The sequence below is a fragment of the Streptomyces phaeolivaceus genome (assembly GCF_009184865.1).
Classification (GTDB): domain Bacteria; phylum Actinomycetota; class Actinomycetes; order Streptomycetales; family Streptomycetaceae; genus Streptomyces; species Streptomyces phaeolivaceus.
This window is the reverse complement of the sequence record NZ_CP045096.1, coordinates 3,736,270-3,758,418: the sequence shown is the minus strand read 5'-3', so window position 1 is coordinate 3,758,418 and position 22,149 is coordinate 3,736,270. Positions and strand designations below refer to the sequence as shown.

Annotated in this window: 26 protein-coding genes and 1 tRNA gene; 21 read left to right on the top strand and 6 right to left on the bottom strand. The window is 71.2% G+C overall.

All coding sequences use genetic code 11. The features are described 5' to 3' along the window. The first annotated feature begins 68 nt into the window (after window positions 1-68). The 14 genes from F9278_RS17675 (at window position 69) to F9278_RS17610 (ending at window position 10,262) form a co-directional block, all read left to right on the top strand. Entirely contained in the window at window positions 69-338 is a 270-nt protein-coding gene (locus tag F9278_RS17675) for a DUF6284 family protein (protein WP_152169233.1), read from the top strand. After that, a complete protein-coding gene (locus tag F9278_RS17670) occupies window positions 335-796 on the top strand; it encodes a hypothetical protein (protein WP_152169232.1) in 462 nt (153 codons plus the stop codon). The genes F9278_RS17675 and F9278_RS17670 overlap by 4 nt, the downstream gene beginning before the upstream one ends. Continuing rightward, window positions 793-1,242, top strand: a complete 450-nt coding sequence (locus F9278_RS17665) for a Pycsar system effector family protein (RefSeq protein ID WP_152169231.1) — start codon at window positions 793-795, stop codon at window positions 1,240-1,242. Before F9278_RS17670 ends, F9278_RS17665 begins: the two co-directional genes overlap by 4 nt. After that, the gene (locus F9278_RS17660) at window positions 1,239-2,138 is read left to right on the top strand and encodes a DUF2637 domain-containing protein (RefSeq protein ID WP_152169230.1); all 900 of its coding nucleotides are present in this window, start codon (window positions 1,239-1,241) and stop codon (window positions 2,136-2,138) included. The genes F9278_RS17665 and F9278_RS17660 overlap by 4 nt, the downstream gene beginning before the upstream one ends. Beyond that, entirely contained in the window at window positions 2,138-2,524 is a 387-nt protein-coding gene (locus F9278_RS17655; RefSeq protein ID WP_152169229.1) for an RRQRL motif-containing zinc-binding protein, read from the top strand. The genes F9278_RS17660 and F9278_RS17655 overlap by 1 nt, the downstream gene beginning before the upstream one ends. A 2-nt stretch (window positions 2,525-2,526) precedes the next feature. Continuing rightward, window positions 2,527-2,844: a hypothetical protein gene (locus F9278_RS17650; RefSeq protein WP_152169228.1), complete on the top strand. Its 318-nt coding sequence runs from the start codon at window positions 2,527-2,529 to the stop codon at window positions 2,842-2,844. Between the two features lie 98 nt (window positions 2,845-2,942). Then, window positions 2,943-5,066, top strand: coding sequence for an FtsK/SpoIIIE domain-containing protein (locus F9278_RS17645; protein ID WP_152169227.1), 2,124 nt, complete (start codon window positions 2,943-2,945; stop codon window positions 5,064-5,066). 207 nt (window positions 5,067-5,273) lie between these two features. Then, on the top strand, window positions 5,274-5,732 hold the full coding sequence (locus tag F9278_RS17640; protein ID WP_152169226.1) for a hypothetical protein: 459 nt from the start codon (window positions 5,274-5,276) through the stop codon (window positions 5,730-5,732). 20 nt (window positions 5,733-5,752) lie between these two features. Further along, window positions 5,753-6,040 (top strand): hypothetical protein, encoded by a 288-nt coding sequence (locus tag F9278_RS17635; protein ID WP_404818905.1) that lies wholly within the window; start codon window positions 5,753-5,755, stop codon window positions 6,038-6,040. An 89-nt stretch (window positions 6,041-6,129) separates the two neighbouring features. Then, window positions 6,130-7,038: a bifunctional DNA primase/polymerase gene (locus F9278_RS17630; protein ID WP_152169224.1), complete on the top strand. Its 909-nt coding sequence runs from the start codon at window positions 6,130-6,132 to the stop codon at window positions 7,036-7,038. After that, window positions 7,035-7,391, top strand: coding sequence for a hypothetical protein (locus tag F9278_RS47145; RefSeq protein ID WP_226966785.1), 357 nt, complete (start codon window positions 7,035-7,037; stop codon window positions 7,389-7,391). The genes F9278_RS17630 and F9278_RS47145 overlap by 4 nt, the downstream gene beginning before the upstream one ends. Beyond that, entirely contained in the window at window positions 7,388-8,536 is a 1,149-nt protein-coding gene (locus F9278_RS17620; RefSeq protein ID WP_152169223.1) for a DUF3631 domain-containing protein, read from the top strand. The genes F9278_RS47145 and F9278_RS17620 overlap by 4 nt, the downstream gene beginning before the upstream one ends. Window positions 8,537-8,727: 191 nt before the next feature. Then, window positions 8,728-8,973 carry an excisionase family DNA-binding protein gene (locus F9278_RS17615; protein WP_152169222.1) on the top strand — a complete coding sequence of 82 codons (246 nt, stop codon included), beginning with the start codon at window positions 8,728-8,730 and terminating at the stop codon, window positions 8,971-8,973. Window positions 8,974-8,981: 8 nt separating this feature from the next. Then, on the top strand, window positions 8,982-10,262 hold the full coding sequence (locus tag F9278_RS17610) for a tyrosine-type recombinase/integrase (protein ID WP_152169221.1): 1,281 nt from the start codon (window positions 8,982-8,984) through the stop codon (window positions 10,260-10,262). Between the two features lie 84 nt (window positions 10,263-10,346). Here F9278_RS17610 and F9278_RS17605 read toward each other — a convergent pair. After that, window positions 10,347-10,418 (bottom strand) — tRNA-Cys (locus F9278_RS17605). A 223-nt stretch (window positions 10,419-10,641) separates the two neighbouring features. On the opposite strand from F9278_RS17605, the gene F9278_RS17600 reads away from it, so the two are divergent. The 5 genes from F9278_RS17600 (at window position 10,642) to F9278_RS17580 (ending at window position 15,799) form a co-directional block, all read left to right on the top strand. Next, on the top strand, window positions 10,642-12,132 hold the full coding sequence (locus F9278_RS17600) for an MFS transporter (RefSeq protein WP_152169220.1): 1,491 nt from the start codon (window positions 10,642-10,644) through the stop codon (window positions 12,130-12,132). A gap of 89 nt (window positions 12,133-12,221) precedes the next feature. Continuing rightward, the gene (locus F9278_RS17595; protein WP_152169219.1) at window positions 12,222-12,428 is read left to right on the top strand and encodes a hypothetical protein; all 207 of its coding nucleotides are present in this window, start codon (window positions 12,222-12,224) and stop codon (window positions 12,426-12,428) included. Continuing rightward, on the top strand, window positions 12,425-12,799 hold the full coding sequence (locus F9278_RS17590) for a type II toxin-antitoxin system death-on-curing family toxin (RefSeq protein ID WP_152169218.1): 375 nt from the start codon (window positions 12,425-12,427) through the stop codon (window positions 12,797-12,799). The genes F9278_RS17595 and F9278_RS17590 overlap by 4 nt, the downstream gene beginning before the upstream one ends. A gap of 162 nt (window positions 12,800-12,961) precedes the next feature. After that, entirely contained in the window at window positions 12,962-14,758 is a 1,797-nt protein-coding gene (locus F9278_RS17585) for a DEAD/DEAH box helicase (protein ID WP_152169217.1), read from the top strand. Between the two features lie 399 nt (window positions 14,759-15,157). Further along, window positions 15,158-15,799 carry an IclR family transcriptional regulator gene (locus F9278_RS17580; protein WP_152169216.1) on the top strand — a complete coding sequence of 214 codons (642 nt, stop codon included), beginning with the start codon at window positions 15,158-15,160 and terminating at the stop codon, window positions 15,797-15,799. A 130-nt stretch (window positions 15,800-15,929) separates the two neighbouring features. Here F9278_RS17580 and F9278_RS17575 read toward each other — a convergent pair whose 3' ends face one another. Continuing rightward, window positions 15,930-16,772 (bottom strand): alpha/beta fold hydrolase, encoded by an 843-nt coding sequence (locus F9278_RS17575; RefSeq protein WP_152169215.1) that lies wholly within the window; start codon window positions 16,770-16,772, stop codon window positions 15,930-15,932. 74 nt (window positions 16,773-16,846) lie between these two features. On the opposite strand from F9278_RS17575, the gene F9278_RS17570 reads away from it, so the two are divergent. Then, the gene (locus tag F9278_RS17570) at window positions 16,847-17,323 is read left to right on the top strand and encodes a MarR family winged helix-turn-helix transcriptional regulator (RefSeq protein ID WP_193241535.1); all 477 of its coding nucleotides are present in this window, start codon (window positions 16,847-16,849) and stop codon (window positions 17,321-17,323) included. 128 nt (window positions 17,324-17,451) lie between these two features. Then, complete coding sequence (locus F9278_RS17565; RefSeq protein WP_226966783.1) at window positions 17,452-18,252, top strand: S16 family serine protease; 801 nt, start codon at window positions 17,452-17,454, stop codon at window positions 18,250-18,252. A gap of 53 nt (window positions 18,253-18,305) precedes the next feature. Here the strand turns inward: F9278_RS17565 and F9278_RS17560 are convergent, their stop codons facing one another. From F9278_RS17560 to F9278_RS17545, 4 genes are read right to left on the bottom strand one after another with little or no spacing between them, the layout of a single operon-like run. Next, window positions 18,306-19,265 (bottom strand): glycine betaine ABC transporter substrate-binding protein, encoded by a 960-nt coding sequence (locus tag F9278_RS17560; protein ID WP_152169213.1) that lies wholly within the window; start codon window positions 19,263-19,265, stop codon window positions 18,306-18,308. Beyond that, window positions 19,262-20,224 (bottom strand): ABC transporter permease, encoded by a 963-nt coding sequence (locus F9278_RS17555; protein WP_226966782.1) that lies wholly within the window; start codon window positions 20,222-20,224, stop codon window positions 19,262-19,264. The genes F9278_RS17560 and F9278_RS17555 overlap by 4 nt, the downstream gene beginning before the upstream one ends. Next, a complete protein-coding gene (locus F9278_RS17550; protein WP_226966781.1) occupies window positions 20,221-21,501 on the bottom strand; it encodes an ABC transporter ATP-binding protein in 1,281 nt (426 codons plus the stop codon). The genes F9278_RS17555 and F9278_RS17550 overlap by 4 nt, the downstream gene beginning before the upstream one ends. After that, window positions 21,494-22,141: an ABC transporter permease gene (locus F9278_RS17545; RefSeq protein ID WP_152169212.1), complete on the bottom strand. Its 648-nt coding sequence runs from the start codon at window positions 22,139-22,141 to the stop codon at window positions 21,494-21,496. Before F9278_RS17545 ends, F9278_RS17550 begins: the two co-directional genes overlap by 8 nt. Between the last annotated feature and the right edge of the window lie 8 nt (window positions 22,142-22,149).

Here is a 22,149-nt window from a genome sequence, read left to right as displayed (position 1 = left end):
GCACCCCCGGAGAGGCAACTCCGGGGGTGCTGTCGGGCCGTTCACCCCTGTGGAAGGAACACGACCCAATGAGTTCCATCGTGACTGTTCAGGACGCTGTTACCGCGTTCGCCGACTTCGTCGAGCCGACGAACGCGGAGCTGGATGCGATCGAGGTGGAGATGCCCGTCATCCTGGCGGACGTCGCCCTGCTGGACGCGCAGATCATCACCCTCGACCGCACCCCGACCGAGCTGGACATCCGCCGTATCCGCCGGGCCCGCCGCCGGGCGCTCGCCGCCCGCGTCGCCCTGCTCAACAGCGCGGACGCTGCGAGCCTGCCCGGGGGTGCCGCATGAGTGCTGCGTCCGTCTCCCAGATCCTCAAAGCTCACAAGCTGAGCGAACCGATGCTCCGCGCGCTCTACACCGGCGAGGGCGGCGAAGTGGTCTGGTGCGATGTCCGCACGGAACGCGCCCTGATCGCCCGTGACCTGATCCACCCCGTGCAGAGCGCGCTGACGCAGAAGGGCACAGCCCTGCTGGCGGAACTGCGTGGGCAGGGCGAGGCCACGACGCCGACCACCCCCAACACGCTGACCGCCGCTGACCTCCCCAAGGGCACCCGGGTGTCGAGCCCTGAGGGTCGTCTCGGTACGGCCCTCGGGTACTGGACCGGGCGCGTCACCAACGCCAACCACCCCAACTACGGCCGCGAGTACACCGGGGTCGAGTGGGACGGGGACGCGAAGTGCCCCTGGGGCGAGCAGAGCCGTCCCTTCATCGACGAGCTGACCGTGATCGGCGGTGCGGCATGAGCACTCCTCAGACCCTGGCCGCCGCTCATGCGGAGGTGAAGGCGGAGATCGCGCGGACCGACACCAAGACCGGTCTCCTGTTGGCGTTCGTCGGTGCGGTCCTCGCCGGTTCGTGGACGGTCGCCCGGGACGTCCCCCTGGCCCTCCCCGCATGCATCGCGGGTGGTCTCGGGATGGGGTTGCTGGTCGTGGCGGCGGGTTTGCTGCTGCGGTCAGTGCGGCCGAACGTCAAGGGCCGTCACGGCTTCCCGCTGTGGTCGACGCTCACCGCCGAGGAGATCACCGCCACGCTCGCGCAGGTCGACCTCAGCGCCGACATCGCCGGGTTGTCCCGGCTCGCGGTCGCCAAGTACACCGGCCTGCGCCGTGCCATCGACCTCACCTGCGTCGGCGGCGCCCTGCTCGTCCTCGCGGTCGTGATCGCTGTGGTGGGGGGTGCGCGATGAACCTCAATCGCACGGGAAAGGCGGCGCTGGTCCTGGCGCTGGTCGCGGTGGTGGGTATGGCGTTCCGGGTGTCGTGGAACGCGCTGCGGGACGTGGCGAGCGCGATCGGCGCGGATGCCACGGCCGCGACGCTGTACCCGTTCGTGGTCGACGGTCTGATGGCGCTCGCGCTGGTCGCCGCGCTGGTGCTGGCCGACGACGACCGCAGGTTCGCGCTGCGGGTGCTGGGCACCTACACCCTCGCCTCGCTGGTCCTCAACTACGTGCACGGTCTCGTGCCGGAACTGCACGGCGCGTCGGTCGACTGGGGCCGACTGGCCGACTGGAACCCGGCGAACTACGCGCTCGTGCTGCTCGCGACGTCGCTTCCGGTCGGGTCGATCTACTTCGGTTCCGATCTGGTCGCCAAGGTGCTGCACCACCGCCCCGCCCCGATTCCCACCCCGACCGCGAATGCGGAGGAATCTACCGAGACCACAATGAAACGGTCTACGGCTGACCTGCCGGAATCGACCCCGGAGCCGATCACGGCGACGGTCGTGCGGATGCCCGATCCGGTGGCGGTCGACTTCACGAAGTCGACGCTCCCGCTCAAGCCCGTACCCGTCATCGCCCCGGTCGTCGCCCCGGTGGTCGCCTCGATCGAGAAGCGGGCGGTTGCGGCGGAGTCGACCCCGGCCCGCCGGGCGACCGGTCGGGTTCCCGAGGTCGCTCGATCGGCCCGGCCGCGCCGCACGGCGGCGCAACTCCTGAACGAGGCACGGACGGCGACGGCCGATTGGCCGGACGCCAAGATGACCGCCGAAGGCATCCGCCGCACGCTCCGCACCTCCCCGGTAAACGCCCGCACGCTGCGGGACACGCTCCTCGCCGAGCGCGCCGCCAAGGCCGCCTGATGGTGGCGCGTGCCGCGTTCTTCGACCCGGACGGGGCCGAGTACGGCATACCGACCTACCCGTGGAAGTACGCGCCGGAGGGCTACGCGACCCGGCGCGGTCTGCGGGCGCTGGGTCTGCGTCCGGGTGGTCAGCCGGTGGCCGCGCAGGTGCTGCGCGGACGCCACCGCCGCCCGCCGCTGGTCGCGTACCTCTACCGGATCGACCTCGCCCTCCCCGTGCGGCCGATGACGTCGCGCAAGTGGGGCGCGCTCGCGCTGGCGATGCTCGCCCGCCGCACCTGCCCGAAGTGCCGGATCACCTACAGCTACTGCATCCCCACCTCGCTCGGCACCTGCGTGCCCTGCGCCTACCCCGGCCCGCACGGGCCGGAAGGGAGTCACTGACCATGGGTAACGCCGACATCCGCCGCCTTGACCGCGAGATCGAGCGGACCGTGAAGAAGCTGGAAGCGGTCCGCCGGGGCGAGTGGTGGCCGCTGACCAGCCGTGAACGCCTGTCCATGACGCGCGCGTTGGCCGGCGGTGCGCGCAGCGTCCACAAGGGCCGCAGCACCACCGGTGCTGAGAACCGCATGGACTCCGTCGGCTCCGCCGCCGAGACGCGGCTCAACGCCGAGCTGATGGCCCTGCACGGCGAGCGTCAGCGGCTGATCACGGAGGCCGCGCGCGCCAAGGCGGCCAAGAAGTCGTCCCGCTGGTTCTGACCAGCCACACCGGGGTGGCCGCCCCTGCCACGGACACGGCCACCCCGGCATTCCCTCAACTCCCGCCCCTCGAAGGGGCAGTCAGGAGCACTTTCAGCATGTCTGAGAACGTCGTCAACCTCCACAAGCCCACCGACCCCCCGGCCACCGTCGACGAGACGGCGCCGACCGTGCTCACCGTGATGCCGGACGCCCCGCCCGCCCGGCCGGTGCCGCTGTGGGTGCGCTCCGGCCGCGCCGTGAAGCAGGTGGCCACCGATGAGGGCGCGAAGAACACCGGCCGCGTGGTCGTCCGCCACGGCGCCTATGTCGTCGGTGGGGCCCGGATCGTGGCCCGTCGCACGTGGGACGGGCGTACCGGGTCCCGCTACGAGCGGATGATGCGCGCGGCGGAGGCGACGGGGAACATGGAAGCGGCGGAGGAGTGGGAGGAGCGCCTTCAGCGTTTCCGGACCGCCCGCCACCACCGCCGTATGGACCTGTTGCACTCGCCGGTGGAGGCCGCCAAGGGTATGGCTGTCGGCACCGGCATGGGCATCGGTGTCCTGGTCGGTCTCGGGGTCGTGATGGCCATCAGCAACGGCGACGTCAAGGACGTCATCACCCCGCTCGCGGCCACCATCGAGTTCATCGCCCTGCTGATCCGGATCGTTCAGGTCGTGTGGGGCCCGCTCCTCTCGATCGGACCGTTCCTCGCCCTGCTCGCGCTGTGGACCGTCGGCAGCAAGCAGCAGGCCGCCCCGCAGTGGGCGCTTCCTGCGAACGTCCGCAGCAGCGAGGGCGAGCCGATCACCCCGTCCATCGTCGTCAAGGCCCTGCGCGACCTGGGGGTGCCCGCGCTGCGGGGCGCCATCAAGGAGATGGGCGACGCCGGCGCGTCCATGCTCGGGCCGATCCGGATCGCCGGATGCGGCATCGAGGTCGACGTCACCCTGCCGTCCGGGGTGGCCACGAACGAGGTACAGCAGCGCCGCCGCAAGCTGGCGGAGAACCTGACCCGGCACGAGCACGAAGTGTTCATCACCATCCCCGAGGCCGCCCGCACGGTCCGGCTGTGGGTCGCGGACTCCGGCGCGCTGGACGAGCCGATCGGCCCGTCCCCGCTGGTCACGGACGAGACGATGACCGCCGACTACGCCAAGGGCAAGGCCCCGTGGGGCCAGGATCTGCGCGGGGACGCCGCCGCCCTGAGCCTGTACCAGCGCCACCTTCTGATCACCGGTCTGTCGAACCAGGGCAAGACTGTGGCCCTGCGCTCCCTCGCCCTGTGGGTGGCGCTGGACAAGTCGGTGCAGTTCCTCATGGGCGACCTCAAGGGCGTGGGTGACTGGGCCATGTTCGACGGACTTGCCACCACCCTCATCCAGGGGCCGACCGATGAGCACGTGATCGAGGTGACGGAGATGGTGGAGGGCGCGGTGAAGGAGATGAACGATCGTCTCCAGGCGCCGCCCGGCACGGTGTTCCCGCCGCTGATCGTGGTCGTGGACGAGGCGCAGGTGGCGTTCATGTGCCCGGCCGTGGACGAGGACAAGCGCCCCTACGGCGGGGCCAAGGCCAAGTCCCGGTACTTCACCGCCGCCCGCAAGCTCCACAACCAGGGCCGCGCGGTCAACGTGCTGCTGTGGCAGGGCACCCAGGACCCCACCGACCAGAACCTCCCCAAGCTCGTACGCGAAGGAGCCCACACCCGCGCCTCCCTCGCCCTGGGTACCGAGTCGCAGGCCCGCATGGCGCTCGGGGACAAGGCGGTCGACGGCGGCGCCGCCCCGAACCTGCTGCGTCCGGGCCTGGATCAGGGAACGCTGGTCGTCGCGTCCTCCGGGATCGACATTCCCAAGGGACAGTCGTCGATCACGGTGCGGACGCACTACATCGACGACGACGCGGCCAAGGTCATCACCGCCCGCGCCAAGGCGATGCGCGACGGCGTCACCACCCTGCACACCATCGACAGGGGCGAGGACCGCGACCCGCTCGCGGACATCGCGAGCGTGGTCGGCGACGCGGCGCGAGTGCGGACCAAGGACGTCCTCGCCCGGCTCGCCACGCTGAACGCGGACGCCTACGGCAACTGGTCGTTCACCGACCTCAAGCGCGTCCTCGACGACGCCGGCCCGGAGATCGCCTACAAGTCCGACGGCGTCATGGTCGTCCACCGCGACCGCCTCACCCGCGCCCTCGCCAACCGCGACGACGAGGGTTCCGCTTCCGCCGCCTGACGGCAGGGAGCCGACCCCCGACGGGGCAGGGAGACAGGGAGAACTCCCTCACCCGCTCCCTGACCCCCCTCCCTGCACCTGACCTGCACGAATGATCAGGCAGGGAGGCAGGGAGGACCGCAGGTCAGCACCCCGAAAACCCCCTCCACACGCCCCCGGCAAGGGGGTGCTCCCGCCTCCCTGAACCATCGCCGGAAGGGATTCCGCATGTTCCCCGACAACAGCCACCACACGCCCGCCGTACGGGCCGTGGAAGTCCACCACCCCACCCCCATCACCCCCGCCGCACCGGCGCCGATGGTGCCCGTCCAACCGAGCAGCGTCCCGGCGGTCGCGACCATCGTCCTGCCCGACGGGCGAGTCGTCACCGGCTACACCATCGACCACACCCGCCCGGAGCCGGTGGCCGCCAAGCCCGCCGTCTCCCGCACGGCCGTGAACGTCGCGCTCGGGGGCATCGGGTTCGCCGCCGTCTGCGGCGGACTGCTGATGCTCACCACGTTCATCACCGCGCTCACCGCGTTCATCACCCAGCTCATCACCCTCGCCGCCGTCATCTTCGGCGGCTGGATCGCCGTGCAGGTCTTCGGCCACCGGCCGACCGGCGGCGGAACCACGGTCAACATCCGCAAGGCCGTGATCAAGCGGAACAAGTTCTACGGCTGACAAGGAGATCAACCCCTGTGATGCGACTGCGTATCCAGTGCACCGCGTTGCCCCGCAACGCGCTCATCCTCACCGACACCCCCCGCCCGGACTGCCGCTACTGCGACGGCGTGGGCGGCATCCCGCACGACTACGGCAACCACTACGACGGCGAGTACGAGGGCACCGACTGGGAGCCCTGCCCCTGCTGGACGGAATGGCGCATCGTCCTGATGTCGCTCCCGCGCCGGCCCCGGTGGCTGCGTCGCCGTGACACCGGCCGTGACCCGTGGGGCCCCGGCGGCTACAGCGACGAACCGCCCTTCTAGCTACGCCAAGGGCGGCCCCCGCATCTCGCCAAAGAACCGGGGCCGCCCTTGTCACCCAGCGCGCTTAAACGAACTGGAGGACATCCAGCATGACTCACGACCCCCGGACCGCGCTGCTCCGCGCGGCCCTGGACGCTGCCGAGCGTGGTTGGTACGTGTTCCCGCTCCGCCCCGGCACCAAGCGCCCCGCCCTGCACGGGGAGGCTTCGTGCCCCGGCACCGCCCCGTGTGCGGCCGGACACCGCAAGTGGGAGCAGCGCGCCACCACCGACCCGGAGCTGATCCGGGCGACGTGGTCGCGGGCCCCGTACAACGTCGGCATCGCCACCGGCCCGTCCCGCCTGGTCGTCGTCGACCTCGACATGCCCAAAGACGACAAGGGCAGTGCGGACGCGCCATGCGGCGCGACGACCTTCGCGGCGCTCTGCGAGCGCGCCGGGCACCCTGTCCCCGCCACCTACCGGACGCGGACCGCGAGCGGCGGAGAGCACCTGTACTTCACCGCCCCGACCGGGGTACGGCTGACCAACACGGCAGGCACCATCGGCGCGTTGGTCGACACCCGCGCATGGGGCGGCTACGTCGTCGCGGCAGGCAGCATCACCCCCGCCGGAGCGTACGAACTCCTGTGCGGCCCCGTGTCGGCCTCTCTGCCCCTCTGGCTGCTGAGCATCATGCGCCCGGCCCCCAAGCCCGTACAGGCCCACTCAGGGCCCGTAGCGGTGCAATCTCGTCGATATGCGGATGTAGCACTCGACAGCGAGACGCGGAACGTCGCCCGGGCCCAAGTCGGCGAGCGGGAAGCGAAGTTGTTCCGCGCAGGGCGCGCCCTGGGCCGCTTCGTCGCGTGGGGCGACCTCCCCCGGCACGGGGTCGAGCAGGCTCTTCAGGAGGCAGGCGAGCGGGCCGGACTCACCGCCGCCGAGTGCCGCTCCACCATCCGCAGCGCCCTCAACTGGTCCATCGCCCACAACCAGCGCGGACGGAACGCCGCATGACCGCCCGCCCCCGCCCCCCTCTGAAGAGCATCACCCCCACCCCGGCCGGTGCCCGCGCCGCCGAACCGGCGGGACCGCAGACGGCCGTGGGCGAGCCGGAAGGCGCCGCCCGCAAGGGGGTCCCCTCTGCTGTTCGTTCTGACCCGCAGACCGGTGACGGCCGCTTCCCCGTGGCGTGGCTGAACATCGTGGCGCCGCGCGGCGCGACCCCTACCGCCACCTCGAAGTGCCTGTGTGGGCGGGACCGCAGCGCCGTCGGTCACCGCCGTGTCCTCGCCCTGATCACCGACCACACCGCCCACCGCGACACCTGCCCGCTCCGCACCCCCCAGGAAGGGAGGACCGCAGCATGACGGACATCATCGACGGCGCGGCCCTGCTCAACGAGGTCGAAGCCTTCCACCGCCGCTTCAACGTCTTCCCCACCGAAGCTGCCTACGTCGCCGTCACGCTGTGGGACGCCCACGCCCACCTGCTCGACTGCTTCGACTCCACTCCCCGCATCGCGTTCCTTTCCCCGGAACCCGGATCGGGCAAGTCACGGGCGCTGGACGTGATCGAAACCCTGGTCCCGCGCGCCATGGCGGCTGTGGACGCGTCGGCCGCCGCCCTGTTCCGCTCCGTGTCCGGCATGGACAGCGGACGGCCCACGATCCTGTTCGACGAGATCGACACGGTCTTCGGCCCCAAGGCGGGGGAGAACGAACAGCTCCGGGGGTTCATCAACGCTGGCCACACACGAGGCAGGGAGACGTACCGGTGTGTCGGAGACGGCGCCAACCAGCAGGTACAGGGGTTCCCCTCGTACTGCGCACTCGCCGTCGCCGGACTCGGTAACCTCCCCGACACGATCATGACCCGGTCCGTCATCATCCGGATGCGCCGCCGGGCTCGCAACGAGAAGGTCGAGGCCTTCCGCATCCGCATCCACGTGCCCGAGGGCAACGCGATTCGCGACCGGCTCGCGAAGTGGGCGGAAACCACTCAGGAGCGGATCGCGGGTGCTTTTCCCGAGATGCCCGACGGTGTCACCGACCGCCCGGCGGATGTCTGGGAACCCCTCATCGCGGTCGCCGACGCCGTGGGCGGCGACTGGCCCCGCCGCGCACGGGAAGCCTGTGTGGCACTCGTGACCGCGTCCAAGGCCAACGACAAGGGAAGCATCGGCATCCGGCTGCTCACCGACCTCCGCGACCACGTGATGAGCGGCATCGACCGCCTTCCCACCGTCGCCGTCCTCGACCGTCTCAACGCCCTCGACGACGCCCCATGGGCCGACCTCAACGGTAAGCCGCTCGACAACCGGCGCCTCTCCCGGATGCTCTCTGAGTACGTCACCGCCGACGGCGACCCCATCGCGCCCCGGAACATCAAGACCGGCGGAAGCGTCCTCAAGGGCTACTACGCCGCCGATCTCCACGACGCGTGGCAGCGCTACTGCCCCCCGGTTCCGGAGAATCCGCTACCTCCGCTACCCGGCACCGAAAACACGGTCTGACCAGCAGTGTTGGGGTAGCGGCAAGCATCCGCGCGAGCCGCTACCCCAACGCTACCCATCCGCTACCGCTACCCCTATCCGCTACCTCAAACAGGCCCCTGACCTGCGAGGTAGCGGAGGTAGCGGAAGTAGCGGCCCTCAGGGAAGGGGGCCAGAGGCCCCGCCGTCATGCGACGAAGGAGAGTCACCGCATGGACACGGCCCACCTCGCCGACTCCATCGATCACACCCTCGCCCTGCTCACCGTCGAAGAGGCCGCCCGGCGACTCCGCATCGGCCGGACCACGTGCTTCGCGCTTGTCCGCTCCGGCGAACTGGAGTCCATCACCGTCGGCCACCTCCGGAGGGTCCCCGCCGACGCCATCCCCGAGTTCGTCACCCGCCTTCGCAAGAAGCAGAACCGCACCGCCACCGTCACCATCGTCCAGGCCGCCTAGGAGTACGCATGGCAGAAGAGAAGAAGCGCACCCGGCAGCCCAACGGCCGTTCGTCCATCTACCTGGGCAAGGACGGGAAATGGCACGGTCGGGTCACCGTCGGGACCTGCGACGACGGGAAGCCCGACCGCCGTCACGTCGAGCGCAAGACTCGCGCCGAAGTCACCGCAGCAGTGAGGGAGTTGGAGAAGCAGCGCGACGCCAAGACTGTGCGCAAGCCGGGCAAGCCGTGGACCGTCACGGCGTGGCTGACGCACTGGATCGAGAACGTGGCGCCCCTCGCGGTCAACGACAACACGATGGTCGGGTACCGCGTCGCCGTACGGAAGCACCTCATCCCCGGCCTGGGTGCACACCGGCTCGACAAGCTCAAGCCGGAGCACATCGAGGTCTTCTACGCGAAGATGCAGGCCAACGGCAGCAAGCCCGCGACCGCTCACCAGGTGCACCGCACCTTCCGGGTCGCGCTCAATGAGGCTGTTCGGCGCGGCCATCTCGGCAAGAACCCCGTCCAGTTGGCCAAGGCGCCCAAGGTGGGTGACTACGAGGTGGAGCCCTACACCGTGGCGGAGGTACAGCGGCTGTTGAAGGCCGCCGGCCAGAGTCGCAACTCCGCACGCTGGGCCGTCGCACTCGCGCTCGGACTCAGGCAGGGGGAGGTACTGGGTCTCAAGTGGGAGGACGTGGACCTTGACGCCGGGTTCCTGATGGTCCGCCGCAGTCGCCACCGGCCGCAGTACGCCCACGGATGCGCGGAGCCCTGCGGACGGAAAGCCGGGTACTGCCCGCAGAAGCGGCGCAGCAACCCCGAGACGTCCACCACGAAGTCACGTGCCGGGCGCCGCGCGGTCGGTCTCCCCGAGCAACTCGTTGACCTACTGCGCGCCCACCGCACAGCGCAGGAAGCTGAGTGCGAAGCGGCCGGCGCGAAGTGGGTGGACGGCGGGTTGGTGTTCCCGGATGAGCACGGGCGTAGTCCCTCCCACCGGACGGACTGGGCAGAGTGGAAGGCTCTGCTGGCAGAGGCGAAGATCCGAGACGGCCGACTGCACGACGCGCGCCACACCGCCGCCACGGTCCTGCTCATCCTCGGAGTGCCCGAGCGCGCAGTGATGGGCCTCATGGGATGGTCGACCACCGCCATGGCCGCTCGGTATCAGCACATGGTCGACGCGGTGCGGTCCGACGTGGCGCGACAGGTCGATGGGTTGATCTGGAAGGCCGAGGAGAAAGACCGGCCGAACGGCGACGACGACGGCGCCGCCGGGGCCGTCGTACCCGCCAACTGAGACGGCAACTGAGACGGACGACGAAAAAGGGCGACATCCCATCTGGGGTGCCGCCCTGTCGTTTTGCCTGGTCAGACAAAGAAGAGGCCGTGGCGGGAATCGAACCCACGTAACTCGCTTTGCAGGCGAGTCCCTAAACCACTCGGGCACACGGCCGGGTCGGGGGTGCCAGGGGTGGTGTCTGGCGCTCCGAACTCGATGAGTAGACCGTAGGCGGGGGGCGGGTGGGGGCTCAAGGGGTGCGAGGGGGCTGCAACGGGACTGCCATACGCCGTTCATGAACGGCGAGGGGCGCCTCCTGGGTGTACGACGAAGGTCCCAGGTGGTGGGGGACTTCGGACAGGGGCGAATGTCGGTGGTGCCCCTTACGCTGGCGGGCATGGCCGACCTCGAACCGCGTGACACGGACGTCACACAGACCCCCGCTCCCTCCGTCGTGGCTCTCGGTGAGGAAGGCGTGCTGAGCCGCTCCTACCGGGGGCTCAGCATCGGGATCGTCTCGGTCGTGCTGCTGATCGCGTTCGAGGCGATGGCGGTGGGGACCGCCATGCCGGTCGCGGCGCGGGAACTGGACGGGATCTCCGTGTACGGGTTCGCGTTCTCGGCGTACTTCACGACGAGTCTGTTCGGGATGGTGCTGGCCGGGCAGTGGGCCGACCGGCGCGGGCCGTTGGGGGCGCTGGCCGCGGGGATCGGCGGGTTCGCCGCCGGTCTGGTGCTGTCGGGGACCGCCGGGGCGATGTGGCTCTTCGTCCTCGGGCGGGCCGTGCAGGGGCTCGGCGGCGGGCTGGTGATCGTCGCGCTGTACGTGGTGGTCGGGCGCGCGTACCCGGAGCGGCTGCGGCCCGCGATCATGGCGGCCTTCGCGGCGAGCTGGGTCGTCCCGTCCATCGTCGGCCCGCTCGCCTCCGGCGCGGTGACGGAACAGCTGGGCTGGCGCTGGGTGTTCCTGGGGATCCCGGCGCTCGTCGTGCTGCCGCTGGCGCTGGCGCTCCCGCAGATACGGCGGCGGGCTTCCGGCCCGGTGACCTCCACCTCCACCTCCACCTCCACCTCTGCCGAGGCCTCGCCCCCGGCCTCGGCCTCGGTCGACCGTCGGCGTATCCGGCTCGCCTTCGGGATCTCGCTCGGGGCCGGGCTGTTGCAGTACGCGGCTCAGGATCTGCGGTGGTTCTCGCTCGTGCCGGCCGCCGCGGGGGTCGGGCTGCTGGTGCCCGCCGTGCTGGGGCTGCTGCCCCGGGGGACCTATCGGGCGGTGCGGGGGCTGCCGTCGGTGGTGCTGCTGCGCGGGGTGGCGGCGGGGGCGTTCGTGTCGGCCGAGTCGTTCGTGCCGTTGATGCTGGTCACCCAGCGCGGGCTGTCGCCGACGCTCGCCGGGTTCTCGCTCGCGGCGGGCGGGGGGACCTGGGCGCTGGGGTCGTGGGTGCAGGCGCGGGCGGCGGTGGAGCCGTACCGGGAGCGGCTGATGACGGTGGGGATGCTGCTGGTCGCGGCGGCGATCACCACGCTGCCGTTCGCGCTGATCGAGTCCGTGCCGGTGGGGATCGTGGCCGTCGCCTGGGCCTTCGGGTGCTTCGGGATGGGGCTCGTCATCTCCTCCACCAGCGTCCTGCTGCTCCATCTCTCCGCCCCCGAGGAGGCCGGCACCAACTCCGCCGCGCTCCAGATGTCCGACGGCCTCTCCAACGCGCTCCTCCTCGCGGCGGGCGGCGCCGCGTTCGCCGCGCTGGGCGGCGGCACGGTCGCCCACACGACCACCACGGCCACCGGCGCCGCCTCCCACCCGGCCGCCTTCGTCGCGGTGTTCCTGCCGATGGCGGGGGTGGCGTTGGTGGGGGCCTGGGTGACCACGCGGTTGCGGGAGCGGTGAGAGGGCGGGGGAGGGGGGGAACAGGGGGCTGTGGGCGGGGGATTCGTAAAGCGGTGGAATCGGGTGATCGCTGACCCTAGCCTCGCCCCATGACCGAGATCACTCTCCACCTGGACCTCGACCCCGACCGGCATCGAGCCCTCACCGACCTCGCCGACGCCGAGGGGCGACGGCCCGAGGACGTGGTGGAGGCGGCCGTCGAGGCGTATCTCCGGGCGGAGAGCGGGCTCGTGCGGGAGCGGGCCGAGCGGCTCGCGGAGGAGCACGCCGAGTTGCTGCGGAGGCTGGGGGAGTGAGCCGTCATCTGACCGTGGCCGAGGTGGTCGCCATCGCCGGGATCGCCTTCGGCGGGAAGGCTCCCGAGACCCGGGAGGCAGGGCTGCTGGAGTCGGCTGTGCACCGGCCGCGCGCCCGCATGTTCGGGACGGCCGCCTGCACCGACCTCTACGAGCAGGCCGCCGCCCTGCTCCACGCGCTCGCCACCAACCACCCCCTCGTGGACGGGAACAAGCGGACGGCCTGGCTCGCGGCCGCGACGTTCCTCGCGGTCAACGGGGTGGACCTGGCCGCGGTGGACCAGGAGCGGGCGTACGACCTGGTCATCGCCGTCGCGTCCGGTGAGGAGGCCGAGGTCGGGGTGATCGCCGAGCGGTTGCGGGGGTTGTGAGGTGGGTCCCATCGCCGGGGGAGGGGGTGTCGTACGCGCGTTGACACGGTCCGGGCGCCGGTAGGGTGGCCCGGTTGTCATACGTAGCCGTGGTGTGCGGGTTGCCGCGTGAGTCGCACCGGGGCTGCCCGCCCGAGCCGCTCGACCACCAGACCGGAGACCGTGACTACCACCGCCACCTCCTCCTCGAACCACCACCTCTCGCCCGCCTTCCCCGGCCGTGCCCCCTGGGGTACCGCCGGCAAGCTGCGTGCCTGGCAGCAGGGGGCGATGGAGAGGTATGTCCAGGAGCAACCGCGGGACTTTCTCGCGGTCGCCACCCCGGGCGCCGGGAAGACGACCTTCGCGCTGACGCTCGCGTCCTGGCTGCTGCACCACCATGTCGTGCAGCAGGTGACGGTCGTGGCACCCACCGAGCATCTGAAGAAGCAGTGGGCCGAGGCCGCGGCACGGATAGGGATCAAGCTGGACCCGGAGTACAGCGCGGGCCCGCTCAGCAAGGAGTACGACGGGGTCGCGGTCACCTACGCCGGTGTCGGCGTACGGCCCATGCTGCACCGCAACCGCAGCGAGCAGCGCAAGACGCTGGTCATCCTCGACGAGATCCACCACGCCGGTGACAGCAAGTCCTGGGGCGAGGCCTGTCTTGAGGCGTTCGAGCCCGCCACCCGCCGGCTCGCGCTCACCGGTACGCCCTTCCGGTCCGACACCAACCCCATCCCCTTCGTGACGTACGAGGAGGGGACGGACGGCATCCGGCGTTCGTCCGCCGACTACACCTACGGCTACGGCAACGCGCTCGCCGACAACGTCGTCCGGCCCGTCATCTTCCTCTCCTACAGCGGCAACATGCGCTGGCGCACCAAGGCGGGCGACGAGATCGCCGCGCGCCTCGGCGAGCCCATGACCAAGGACGCGATCAGCCAGGCCTGGCGTACGGCCCTCGATCCGCGCGGTGAGTGGATGCCGAGCGTGCTGCGCGCCGCCGACCAGCGGCTCACCGAGGTCAGGAAGGGCATCCCGGACGCCGGTGCGCTCGTCATCGCCACCGACCAGGACTCCGCCCGCGCCTACGCCAAGCTGATCCGGGAGATCACCGGGACGAGCGCGACGGTCGTCCTGTCCGACGACTCCGGCGCCTCGGACCGTATCGACGAGTTCAGCGCCAACACCGACCGGTGGATGGTCGCCGTGCGGATGGTGTCGGAAGGGGTGGACGTCCCCCGGCTGGCGGTGGGGGTGTACGCCACGACGATTTCGACGCCGCTGTTCTTCGCCCAGGCCGTCGGGCGGTTCGTGCGGTCCCGGCGGCGCGGCGAGACCGCGTCCGTGTTCCTGCCGACCGTGCCCGATCTGCTCACCTTCGCCAACGAGATGGAGGTGGAGCGGGACCACGCCCTCGACAAGCCGAAGAAGCAGGGCGAGGAGGACCCGTACGCCGAGGAGGACAAGCTTCTCGCGGAGGCCGAGCGGGAGCAGGACGAGGACACCGGTGACCAGGACATGCTGCCGTTCGAGGCGCTGGAGTCCGACGCCGTGTTCGACCGGGTCATGTACAACGGCGCCGAGTTCGGTATGCAGGCCCACCCCGGGAGCGAGGAGGAGCAGGACTACCTCGGGATCCCCGGGCTGCTGGAGCCCGACCAGGTGCAGCTGCTGCTCCAGAAGCGGCAGGCACGGCAGATCGCGCACAGCCGCAAGAAGCCGGACGCCGAGGCCGACCTCGTGGAGCTGCCGGCCGACCGGCGGCCCGTCGTCACCCACAAGGAACTGCTGGAGCTTCGTAAGCAGCTCAACGGGATGGTCGGCGCGTACTCCCATCAGTGCGGCAAGCCGCACGGTGTCATCCACACCGAGGTACGGCGGGTGTGCGGCGGCCCGCCCAGCGCCGAGGCCACGGCGGGGCAGCTGCGGCAGCGGATCGCCAAGGTGCAGGAGTGGGCGACCCGGATGAAGTGACCCTCATCCGGGTCCGGGTGAGGTGACGTTCGTCCCGGTCCGGGTGAGGTGACGTTCGTCCCGGTCCGGGTGAGGCGACCTTCGATGTCTTGGGGGAGCGCGCCCCGGGGGTGCGGTCTGCGTGGTGCGCCCCTACATTTCGCGACAAATCGAAGTAGTCCGTACCGGTCACTGACCGGATTCTGGACGGAGTCTTCCGCTCAGCGAACCGGCTCGTCTACTGTCCCGCTACGCATACGCCCCGTGGCAGCGCCGCCGCGGAGCGCAGCCGTGAAGCGACTCCGCCCGGATCATCCGGGTTCAGCCGATCGGCGGCCTCTGTAGCGCGTCGCCGACGGGACCGGTGACGCATCAGCCGTGACAGGGGTCGCCGCCCTCACCCAAGAAGGAGTGGGCGTCGTGACCGCGGAGACCTCTCAGACGCTTGATCGGGGACTGCGTGTCCTCAAGCTGCTGGCCGACACCGACCACGGGCTGACCGTCACCGAGCTGTCCAACAAGCTCGGCGTCAACCGGACCGTGGTGTACCGCCTGCTCGCCACCCTGGAACAGCATGCCCTCGTACGACGTGACCTGGGCGGACGTGCCCGGGTGGGACTGGGGGTGCTGCGGCTCGGGCGGCAGGTGCATCCGCTGGTACGGGAGGCCGCGCTGCCCGCGTTGCGCTCGTTGGCGGAGGACATAGGGGCCACCGCCCATCTCACGCTCGTCGACGGGACCGAGGCGTTGGCGGTCGCGGTGGTCGAGCCGACGTGGACGGACTATCACGTGGCGTACCGGGCCGGGTTCCGGCACTCGCTGGACCGGGGGGCGGCGGGGCGGGCGATTCTGTCGGGGCGGCAGCAGCCGGGGGACTGGCCGGGGTACGCGCTCACGCACGGGGAGCTGGAGGCGGGGGCGAGTGGGGCGGCGGCGCCGTTGATCGGGGTGAGCGGGGTCGAGGGCAGTGTGGGAGTCGTGATGTTGGCCGATGCGGTGCCGGAGCGGGTGGGGCCGCGGGTGATGGACGCGGCACGGGAGGTCGCCGACGCGCTGCGGTGACGGTGCGTCCGGTGGGGGCGCCCTCCGCCGGGGCTGAGCTGGAGCGGGGTTTCGCTCACCGGCGCTCGCGGGGTGCCGCCTGCGCCCACCCGTGCCGCCCCAGCGGCACGACTGCCCGCAGCTGAGAGCGCTAGGGCAGCCGGTTCAGCCAGTTCAGCAAGTGTTCGGTGAACGTGTCCGGGCGTTCCATGTTGGCGTAGTGCGCCGTGGCCTCGATCGAGACGGTGTGGGAGTCGGCGGCGACCGTGGCTGCCAGGCGTTCGGCCATGGCGATGAGGTCGGGGGCGTCGAGGGCGCCGTTGAGGGCGAGGGTGGGGGCCGTGATCGTGGCGGCGCGGGCCCAGGTGTTCGTGACCGGGACGTGCCAGTCCGTCTCGCCGACGGTGTGCTTCTCGGCCGTGGCGCGGCTCATCTCCCGTACGCGCCGGACGATGTCGGGGCCCACCTCGTCGACCTTGCGGTACGGACCGGCGACCGCCTCGCCGACCACTTCCAGCCAGCCCTCGATGTCGCCGGACATCAGCGTGCCGTAGTAGCGGGCGACGCTGTCCTTGGTCCAGGGGTCCGTGTGCTCGGGCTCGCTGGTGCCGACACCGCTGACGACGAGGGCGCGTACGAGGTCGGGGTGTTCCAGGGCCGTGTCGACGGCCGTGCCGCCGCCCATCGACATACCGATCAGGATCGCCGGGCCGGTGTCCAGGTGGCGCAGCAGCGCGGCGAGGTCGTCGGTGAGCCGGAACGGCTTGCTCGCGTTGGCGGAGGCGCCGTGCCCGCGGGCGTCCGGGGCGATCACGCGATGGCCGGCCGCCACCAGGCCGGGGACCAGGTCGCGCCACATGCGGTGATCCGTGAAGCCGCCGTGCAGCAGCACGAGCGGGGCACCGGACCCCGTGTCCTGGCCGACGTCCAGATAGGCGAGGGGGCCGTCATCGGACGGGAAGACGCGCGTGAGTACCTGAGAGGCATCAGTCATGACAACCAGGGTGTCATGTTGGGGGGATGGTGACAACCCAGTTGTCAGTCTGTCGGGTGGAAGACAATGGCCCCGTGACAGAGACCAATGAGCCGCTGCCGCCCGAGGTGCTCGCCGGGCGGCTGTCCGAGGTGTTCGCCGTCCTCGGCCCCCTCTACCGGCGGACGACCCGCGCGCTGGAGCTGAAGGAACGGAAGGAGGGGTTCCCTGTCGGTGTCCGGGCGGTCCTGGAGCTGCTGCGGATGGGCGGGCGGCCGATGACCGTGCCGCAGATGGGCCGGACACTGGCGCTGAGCAGGCAGTTCGTGCAGCGGATGGTCAACGAGGCGGCGGCACGGGACCTCGTCGAGGCCATCCCGAATCCCGCGCACCAGCGGTCCTCCCTGATCCGGCTGACCGACACCGGCCGGGCGACCATCGACGCGCTGGTCGCCCGGGAGAGCCTGCTGCTGAAGCGGGCGAGCGGTGATCTGACGGGCGCCGACGTCGACGCGTGCGTACGGGTGCTGACGCGGCTCCTCGCCCTCTTCGAGGACGTGGACGTCAACTGAGCCCCGGCCACCCCAGCCACCCCAGCCACGCCAGCCACCCCACGGCCTCCCGGCCCCCAAGCCGCCCCCGGACACCCACGGCCCCCACCGGCCCTTGGCCAAAATCGCTCCTCACGTAGATTGACCCCGTGCTCTCTCGCCTCTCCAGCCTTTCGCGTCCCGTGGCCGTAGCCGTCTGTGCCCTGCCCGTGGTGGGGCTGCTCGCCACGGCGGTGTTCGCGCCGTTGCCGTTCTCCGTGGCGCAGCCGGGGATGACGGCGAACGTGCTGGGCGACAACAAGGGCGAGCCGGTGATCACGATCAGCGGCGCGGAGGCCCGGAAGACCACCGGGCAGCTGCGGATGACGACGATCGAGGCGACCGGACCGGACGCCCGCGTCGGGCTCGGCGAGGTGATCGACGGCTGGTTCCGCACGGACCAGGCGGTCATGCCCCGCGAGGCGGTCTACCCGAGCGGGGACACCACCGAGGAGATCCAGGAGTACAACCGGGCCGAGATGAAGGAGTCCCAGGACACGGCCACCGAGGCGGCGCTCGCCTACCTCGGCGAGGACTCCGGCGACATCGAGGTCACCCTGCGGCTCGCCGACGTCGGCGGCCCCAGCGCGGGCCTGCTCTTCTCCCTCGGCATCGTCGACAAGCTCGACGGCGACGGCAGCGGTGGCGACCTCACGGGCGGCCGGGTCATCGCCGGTACGGGGACGATCGACACCTCGGGCAAGGTCGGTGCCGTCGGCGGGGTCGCGCTCAAGACCCAGGCGGCCCGCCGCGACGGCGCCACCGTGTTCCTCGTCCCCAAGGCCGAGTGCTCCGACGCCCGGACCGAACTGCCCGAGGGGCTGCGGCTCGTCCCGGTGACGACCCTGAAGGGCGCGGTCTCCTCGCTCGTGGCCCTGGAGACGGGCAAGGGGACCGTGCCCGGCTGCTGAGCCGAGCGACGAGCGAGGCTCCCGTGGGTGCGGCTCGTGGCTCCCGCCGTGACTCACCCCTCCCGCACGAACCCCTCCGCCACCATCCAGTCCAACGCCACCTGGTGCGGATCCTCCCCGTCGACGTCCACCCGGGCGTTCAGCTCGCGCGCCACGTCGTTGTTCAGCTTCCTCGTGAGGGGGGCGAGGACGTCGGCGATCTCCGGCCACTCCTTCAGGGTCGCGGAGTTGATCTCGGGGGCGGCGTTGTAGTTGGGGAAGAAGCGGCGGTCGTCGGCCATCACCGCGAGCTTCATCGACTCGATCCGCCCGTCGGTCGTGTAGACCTCCCCGAACAGACAACTCCCCTTCGCCGCCTGGGTGTAGATGATCCCGCTGTCCATCTGGGTGATGTTCCCGGTGGGCAGGCTCATCCCGTACGCCTTCTGCATGCCCGGCAGCCCGTCCGCGCGGTTGGCGAACTCGCTCTCCACGCACAGCGTGACCGCCCCCGGCCTCTTCGCCGCCAGCAGGGCCACGTCGGAGAGGGTCTTCGTGCCGTACTCGGCGGAGTTGGCGCGGTTGAGGGCGAGGGCGTAGGTGTTGTTGAGCGCGGAGGGCGGCAGCCAGGTCAGGCCGTTCCTGAGGTCGGCGTCGCGGACCTCCTCCCACTGCCGCTTCGGGTCGGGGATCGGGGTGCTGTTGCCCTGGTAGGTGATCCAGGCGGTGCCCGTGTACTCGTACATGGCGTCCGCGTCCCCGCTGCGCACCGCCTCCCGGGCGCCGAACGAGCCCTGGATGCCGGTGCGGTCCAGCACCTCCGCGCCGGCCGCCTGGAAGGCGATGCCCATGACGGCTCCGAGGATCAGGTTCTCGGTGAAGTCCTTGGCGGTGACGGTCAGTTGGGCGCCCTTGAGCGGCTGCCCCTGTCCGACCGAGCCCGGCAGTACGTCGTCGGTCATGGGGGAGCCGCTGGTCAGTCCGCAGCCGGTCAGCAGCAGACAGACGAGCGGGAGAGGCGTGCGGCGGCTCATGCGTCCGGCTCCAACCCCCGTGGCCGGAGCAGCACTTCGGCGAGGGAGGCGAGCCAGTCGACCAGCAGGGCGAGGGCGACCGTGAGGATCGAGCCGAGCACGAGGACGGGCATCCGCTGGTTGGTGATGCCGGTGGTGATCAGTACGCCGAGGCCGCCGCCCCCGCCGAAGGTGGCGAGGGTCGCCGTGCCCACGTTCAGGACGAGGGCGGTGCGGACGCCCGCGAGGATCAGCGGTACGGCCAGGGGGAGTTCGACGCGGGTCAGCACCTCTCTCGGGGACATGCCGATGCCCCGGGCGGCTTCGAGGAGCGTCGGGTCGTTCGCCTTCAGCCCGGCGATCGTGTTGGAGAGGACGGGCAGGAGGGCGTAGACGATGATGCCGATCAGTGCCGCTCTCGTGCCGATGCCCAGCCAGATCACCAGCAGCGCGAGCAGGCCGATGGCGGGGGTGGCCTGGCCCGTGTTGGCGACGGTCATGGCCACCGGGGTGGCCCTCCGGAACGACTCCCGGGTCAGCAGGATGCCCAGCGGGATCGCGATGATCAGTACGAAGAAGGTGGAGACCACGGTCAGCTGGATGTGCTGCCACAGGGCCAGCCACACCGCCCCGTTCGACAGCGCGTTCGCGGAGATCGCGTCCAGCTCGGCCTGCCGGAACCAGATCCAGGTACCGAACAGGACGACCACGAGGACGGACGGCAGGAGCGTCAGCTTCTGCCGACTCACCCGGAGGGAGGCGGGCCGCGCGGGCGCCGGGGCCGCCCCGGCGGAGGCCGCCGCCCTCGTCGCGGGGCCAGCACCGGCCGTGGCACCCGCACCGGCCGTGGCACCCGCACCTGCCGTGGCACCCGCACCGGCCGTGGCACCCGCACCGGCCGTGGCACCCGCACCGGCCGTGGCACCCGCACCTGCCGTGGCACCCGCCCCTGCCGTGGCACCCGTCTCGGCCGCCGTCACCCCTCCCTCGCCCCCGTCCCGCCGTCGCCCTCCGCGCCTCCGTCACCGTCGCCCGCCCGCCCTGTCCGGATCCGTCCGTCGCCGGCCTCCTCCCGTTCCCGCGCTTCCTCCCGCGCGTGCCGGTGTTCCAGCGCGGCCAGCCGGTCCGCCTCCAGGAGCGCGCGGGCGGAGCCGATCAGGGTCTCCATGTCCACCACACCGGTGTACTCGCCGTCCGCCCCGGTCACCGCGACCCGCCCCGAACTGTCGGTCAGCACGGCCTCCAGGGCGTCCCGCAGCGTCGCGTCCCCGGTGACGGTCCTGCGGATCGAGGTCCCGCTCCGTGCCCCGGGCGCCCCCTCCAGATCGTCGCGCCGCAGCCACTTGAAGGGCCGTCCGCTCCGGTCGAGCAGCAGCACCTCGTCGGTGTCGCCCGCCCGCAGCCGTTCGAGGATCCGTCGCGGCGGGTCACCCACCCCCGCGGTCGGCCAGTCCGTCACCTCGACATCCCGTACGCGGGTCAGGCCGAGCCGGCGCAGTGCGGCGCCCCCGCCCACGAAACCGGAGACGAAGTCGTCGGCCGGTCCCGCGAGGATCGCCGCCGGGGTGTCGAACTGCGCGATGTGCGAACGCTCTCGCAGGATCGCGATCCGGTCGCCCAGCTTGATCGCCTCGTCGAAGTCATGGGTGACGAACACGATCGTCTTGCGCAACTCGCGCTGGAGCCGCAGCAGTTCGTCCTGGAGGTGGTCGCGGGTGATCGGGTCCACCGCCCCGAACGGCTCGTCCATCAGCAGCACGGGCGGATCGGCGGCCAACGCCCGTGCCACGCCCACCCGTTGCTGCTGGCCCCCGGAGAGCTGACGCGGATACCGGTCGTGGAACTCGCCCGGGTCGAGCCCCACCAGCTCCAGCATCTCCGCCACCCGCGCCCGCACCCGGGACGCGGACCAGCCGACCATCCTCGGGACGAGCGCGATGTTCTGGGCGACGGTCATGTGCGGGAAGAGCCCGGACGACTGGATGGCATAGCCCACCTTGCGCCGCAGCCCGACCGGATCGATACCGGTGACGTCCTCGCCGCCGATCCGGATGGAACCGCCGGACGGCTCGATCAATCTGTTGATCAGCTTGAGCGTTGTCGACTTGCCGCAGCCGGACGGCCCGACCAGCACGACGGTCTCGCCGGCGTCGATCCGCATGGTGACGCCCTCGACGGAGGGCCGACGGCTGCCCGGATATGTCTTGCTGAGGTCGACCAGCTCGATGGTGGCCCCTGCCACACCGTTCTCAGCCACGGATCCCCCTCGGAATCGTCAGCCGCCCGATCAGTACGTACGCGGCGTCGAACAGCAGGGCGAGGGCGACGATCCCGAGCGTGCCCGCGAGCACCTGGTTGAGGGCGTTCGCGCTGCCCAGGGAGGCGATACCCCGGAAGATCTCGTTGCCGAGACCCGGCCCGGAGGCGTACGCGGCGATCGCGGCGATGCCCATCAGCATCTGGGTGGAGATCCGGATCCCGGTGAGGATCGGCGGCCAGGCCAGCGGCAGTTCGACCCGTAGCAGCCGCAGCGACCGGGACATCCCGATGCCCTTCGCGGCGTCCACCAGCGCCGGATCGACCCCGCGCAGGCCCACGATCGCGTTCCGTACGACCGGCAGCAGACCGTACAGCGTCAGCGCGATCACGGTCGGGGCCACACCGAGGCCCACCAGCGGGATCAGCAGCCCGATCATGGCGAGGGAGGGGATGGTCAGGAGGGTGGCCGTGCCGGTCGTGGCGAGGCCGGTGGCCCACTCCCGCCGATAGGAGACGACACCGATCAGGACCCCGGCGACCGTGGCCACGACCATGCACTGGAACACCGCGCTGGCGTGCTGATACGCGTCGAACAGCAGCTTCTCGTGGTAGCTGCCGACGTACTCCCAGAAGCTCACCGGCGCGC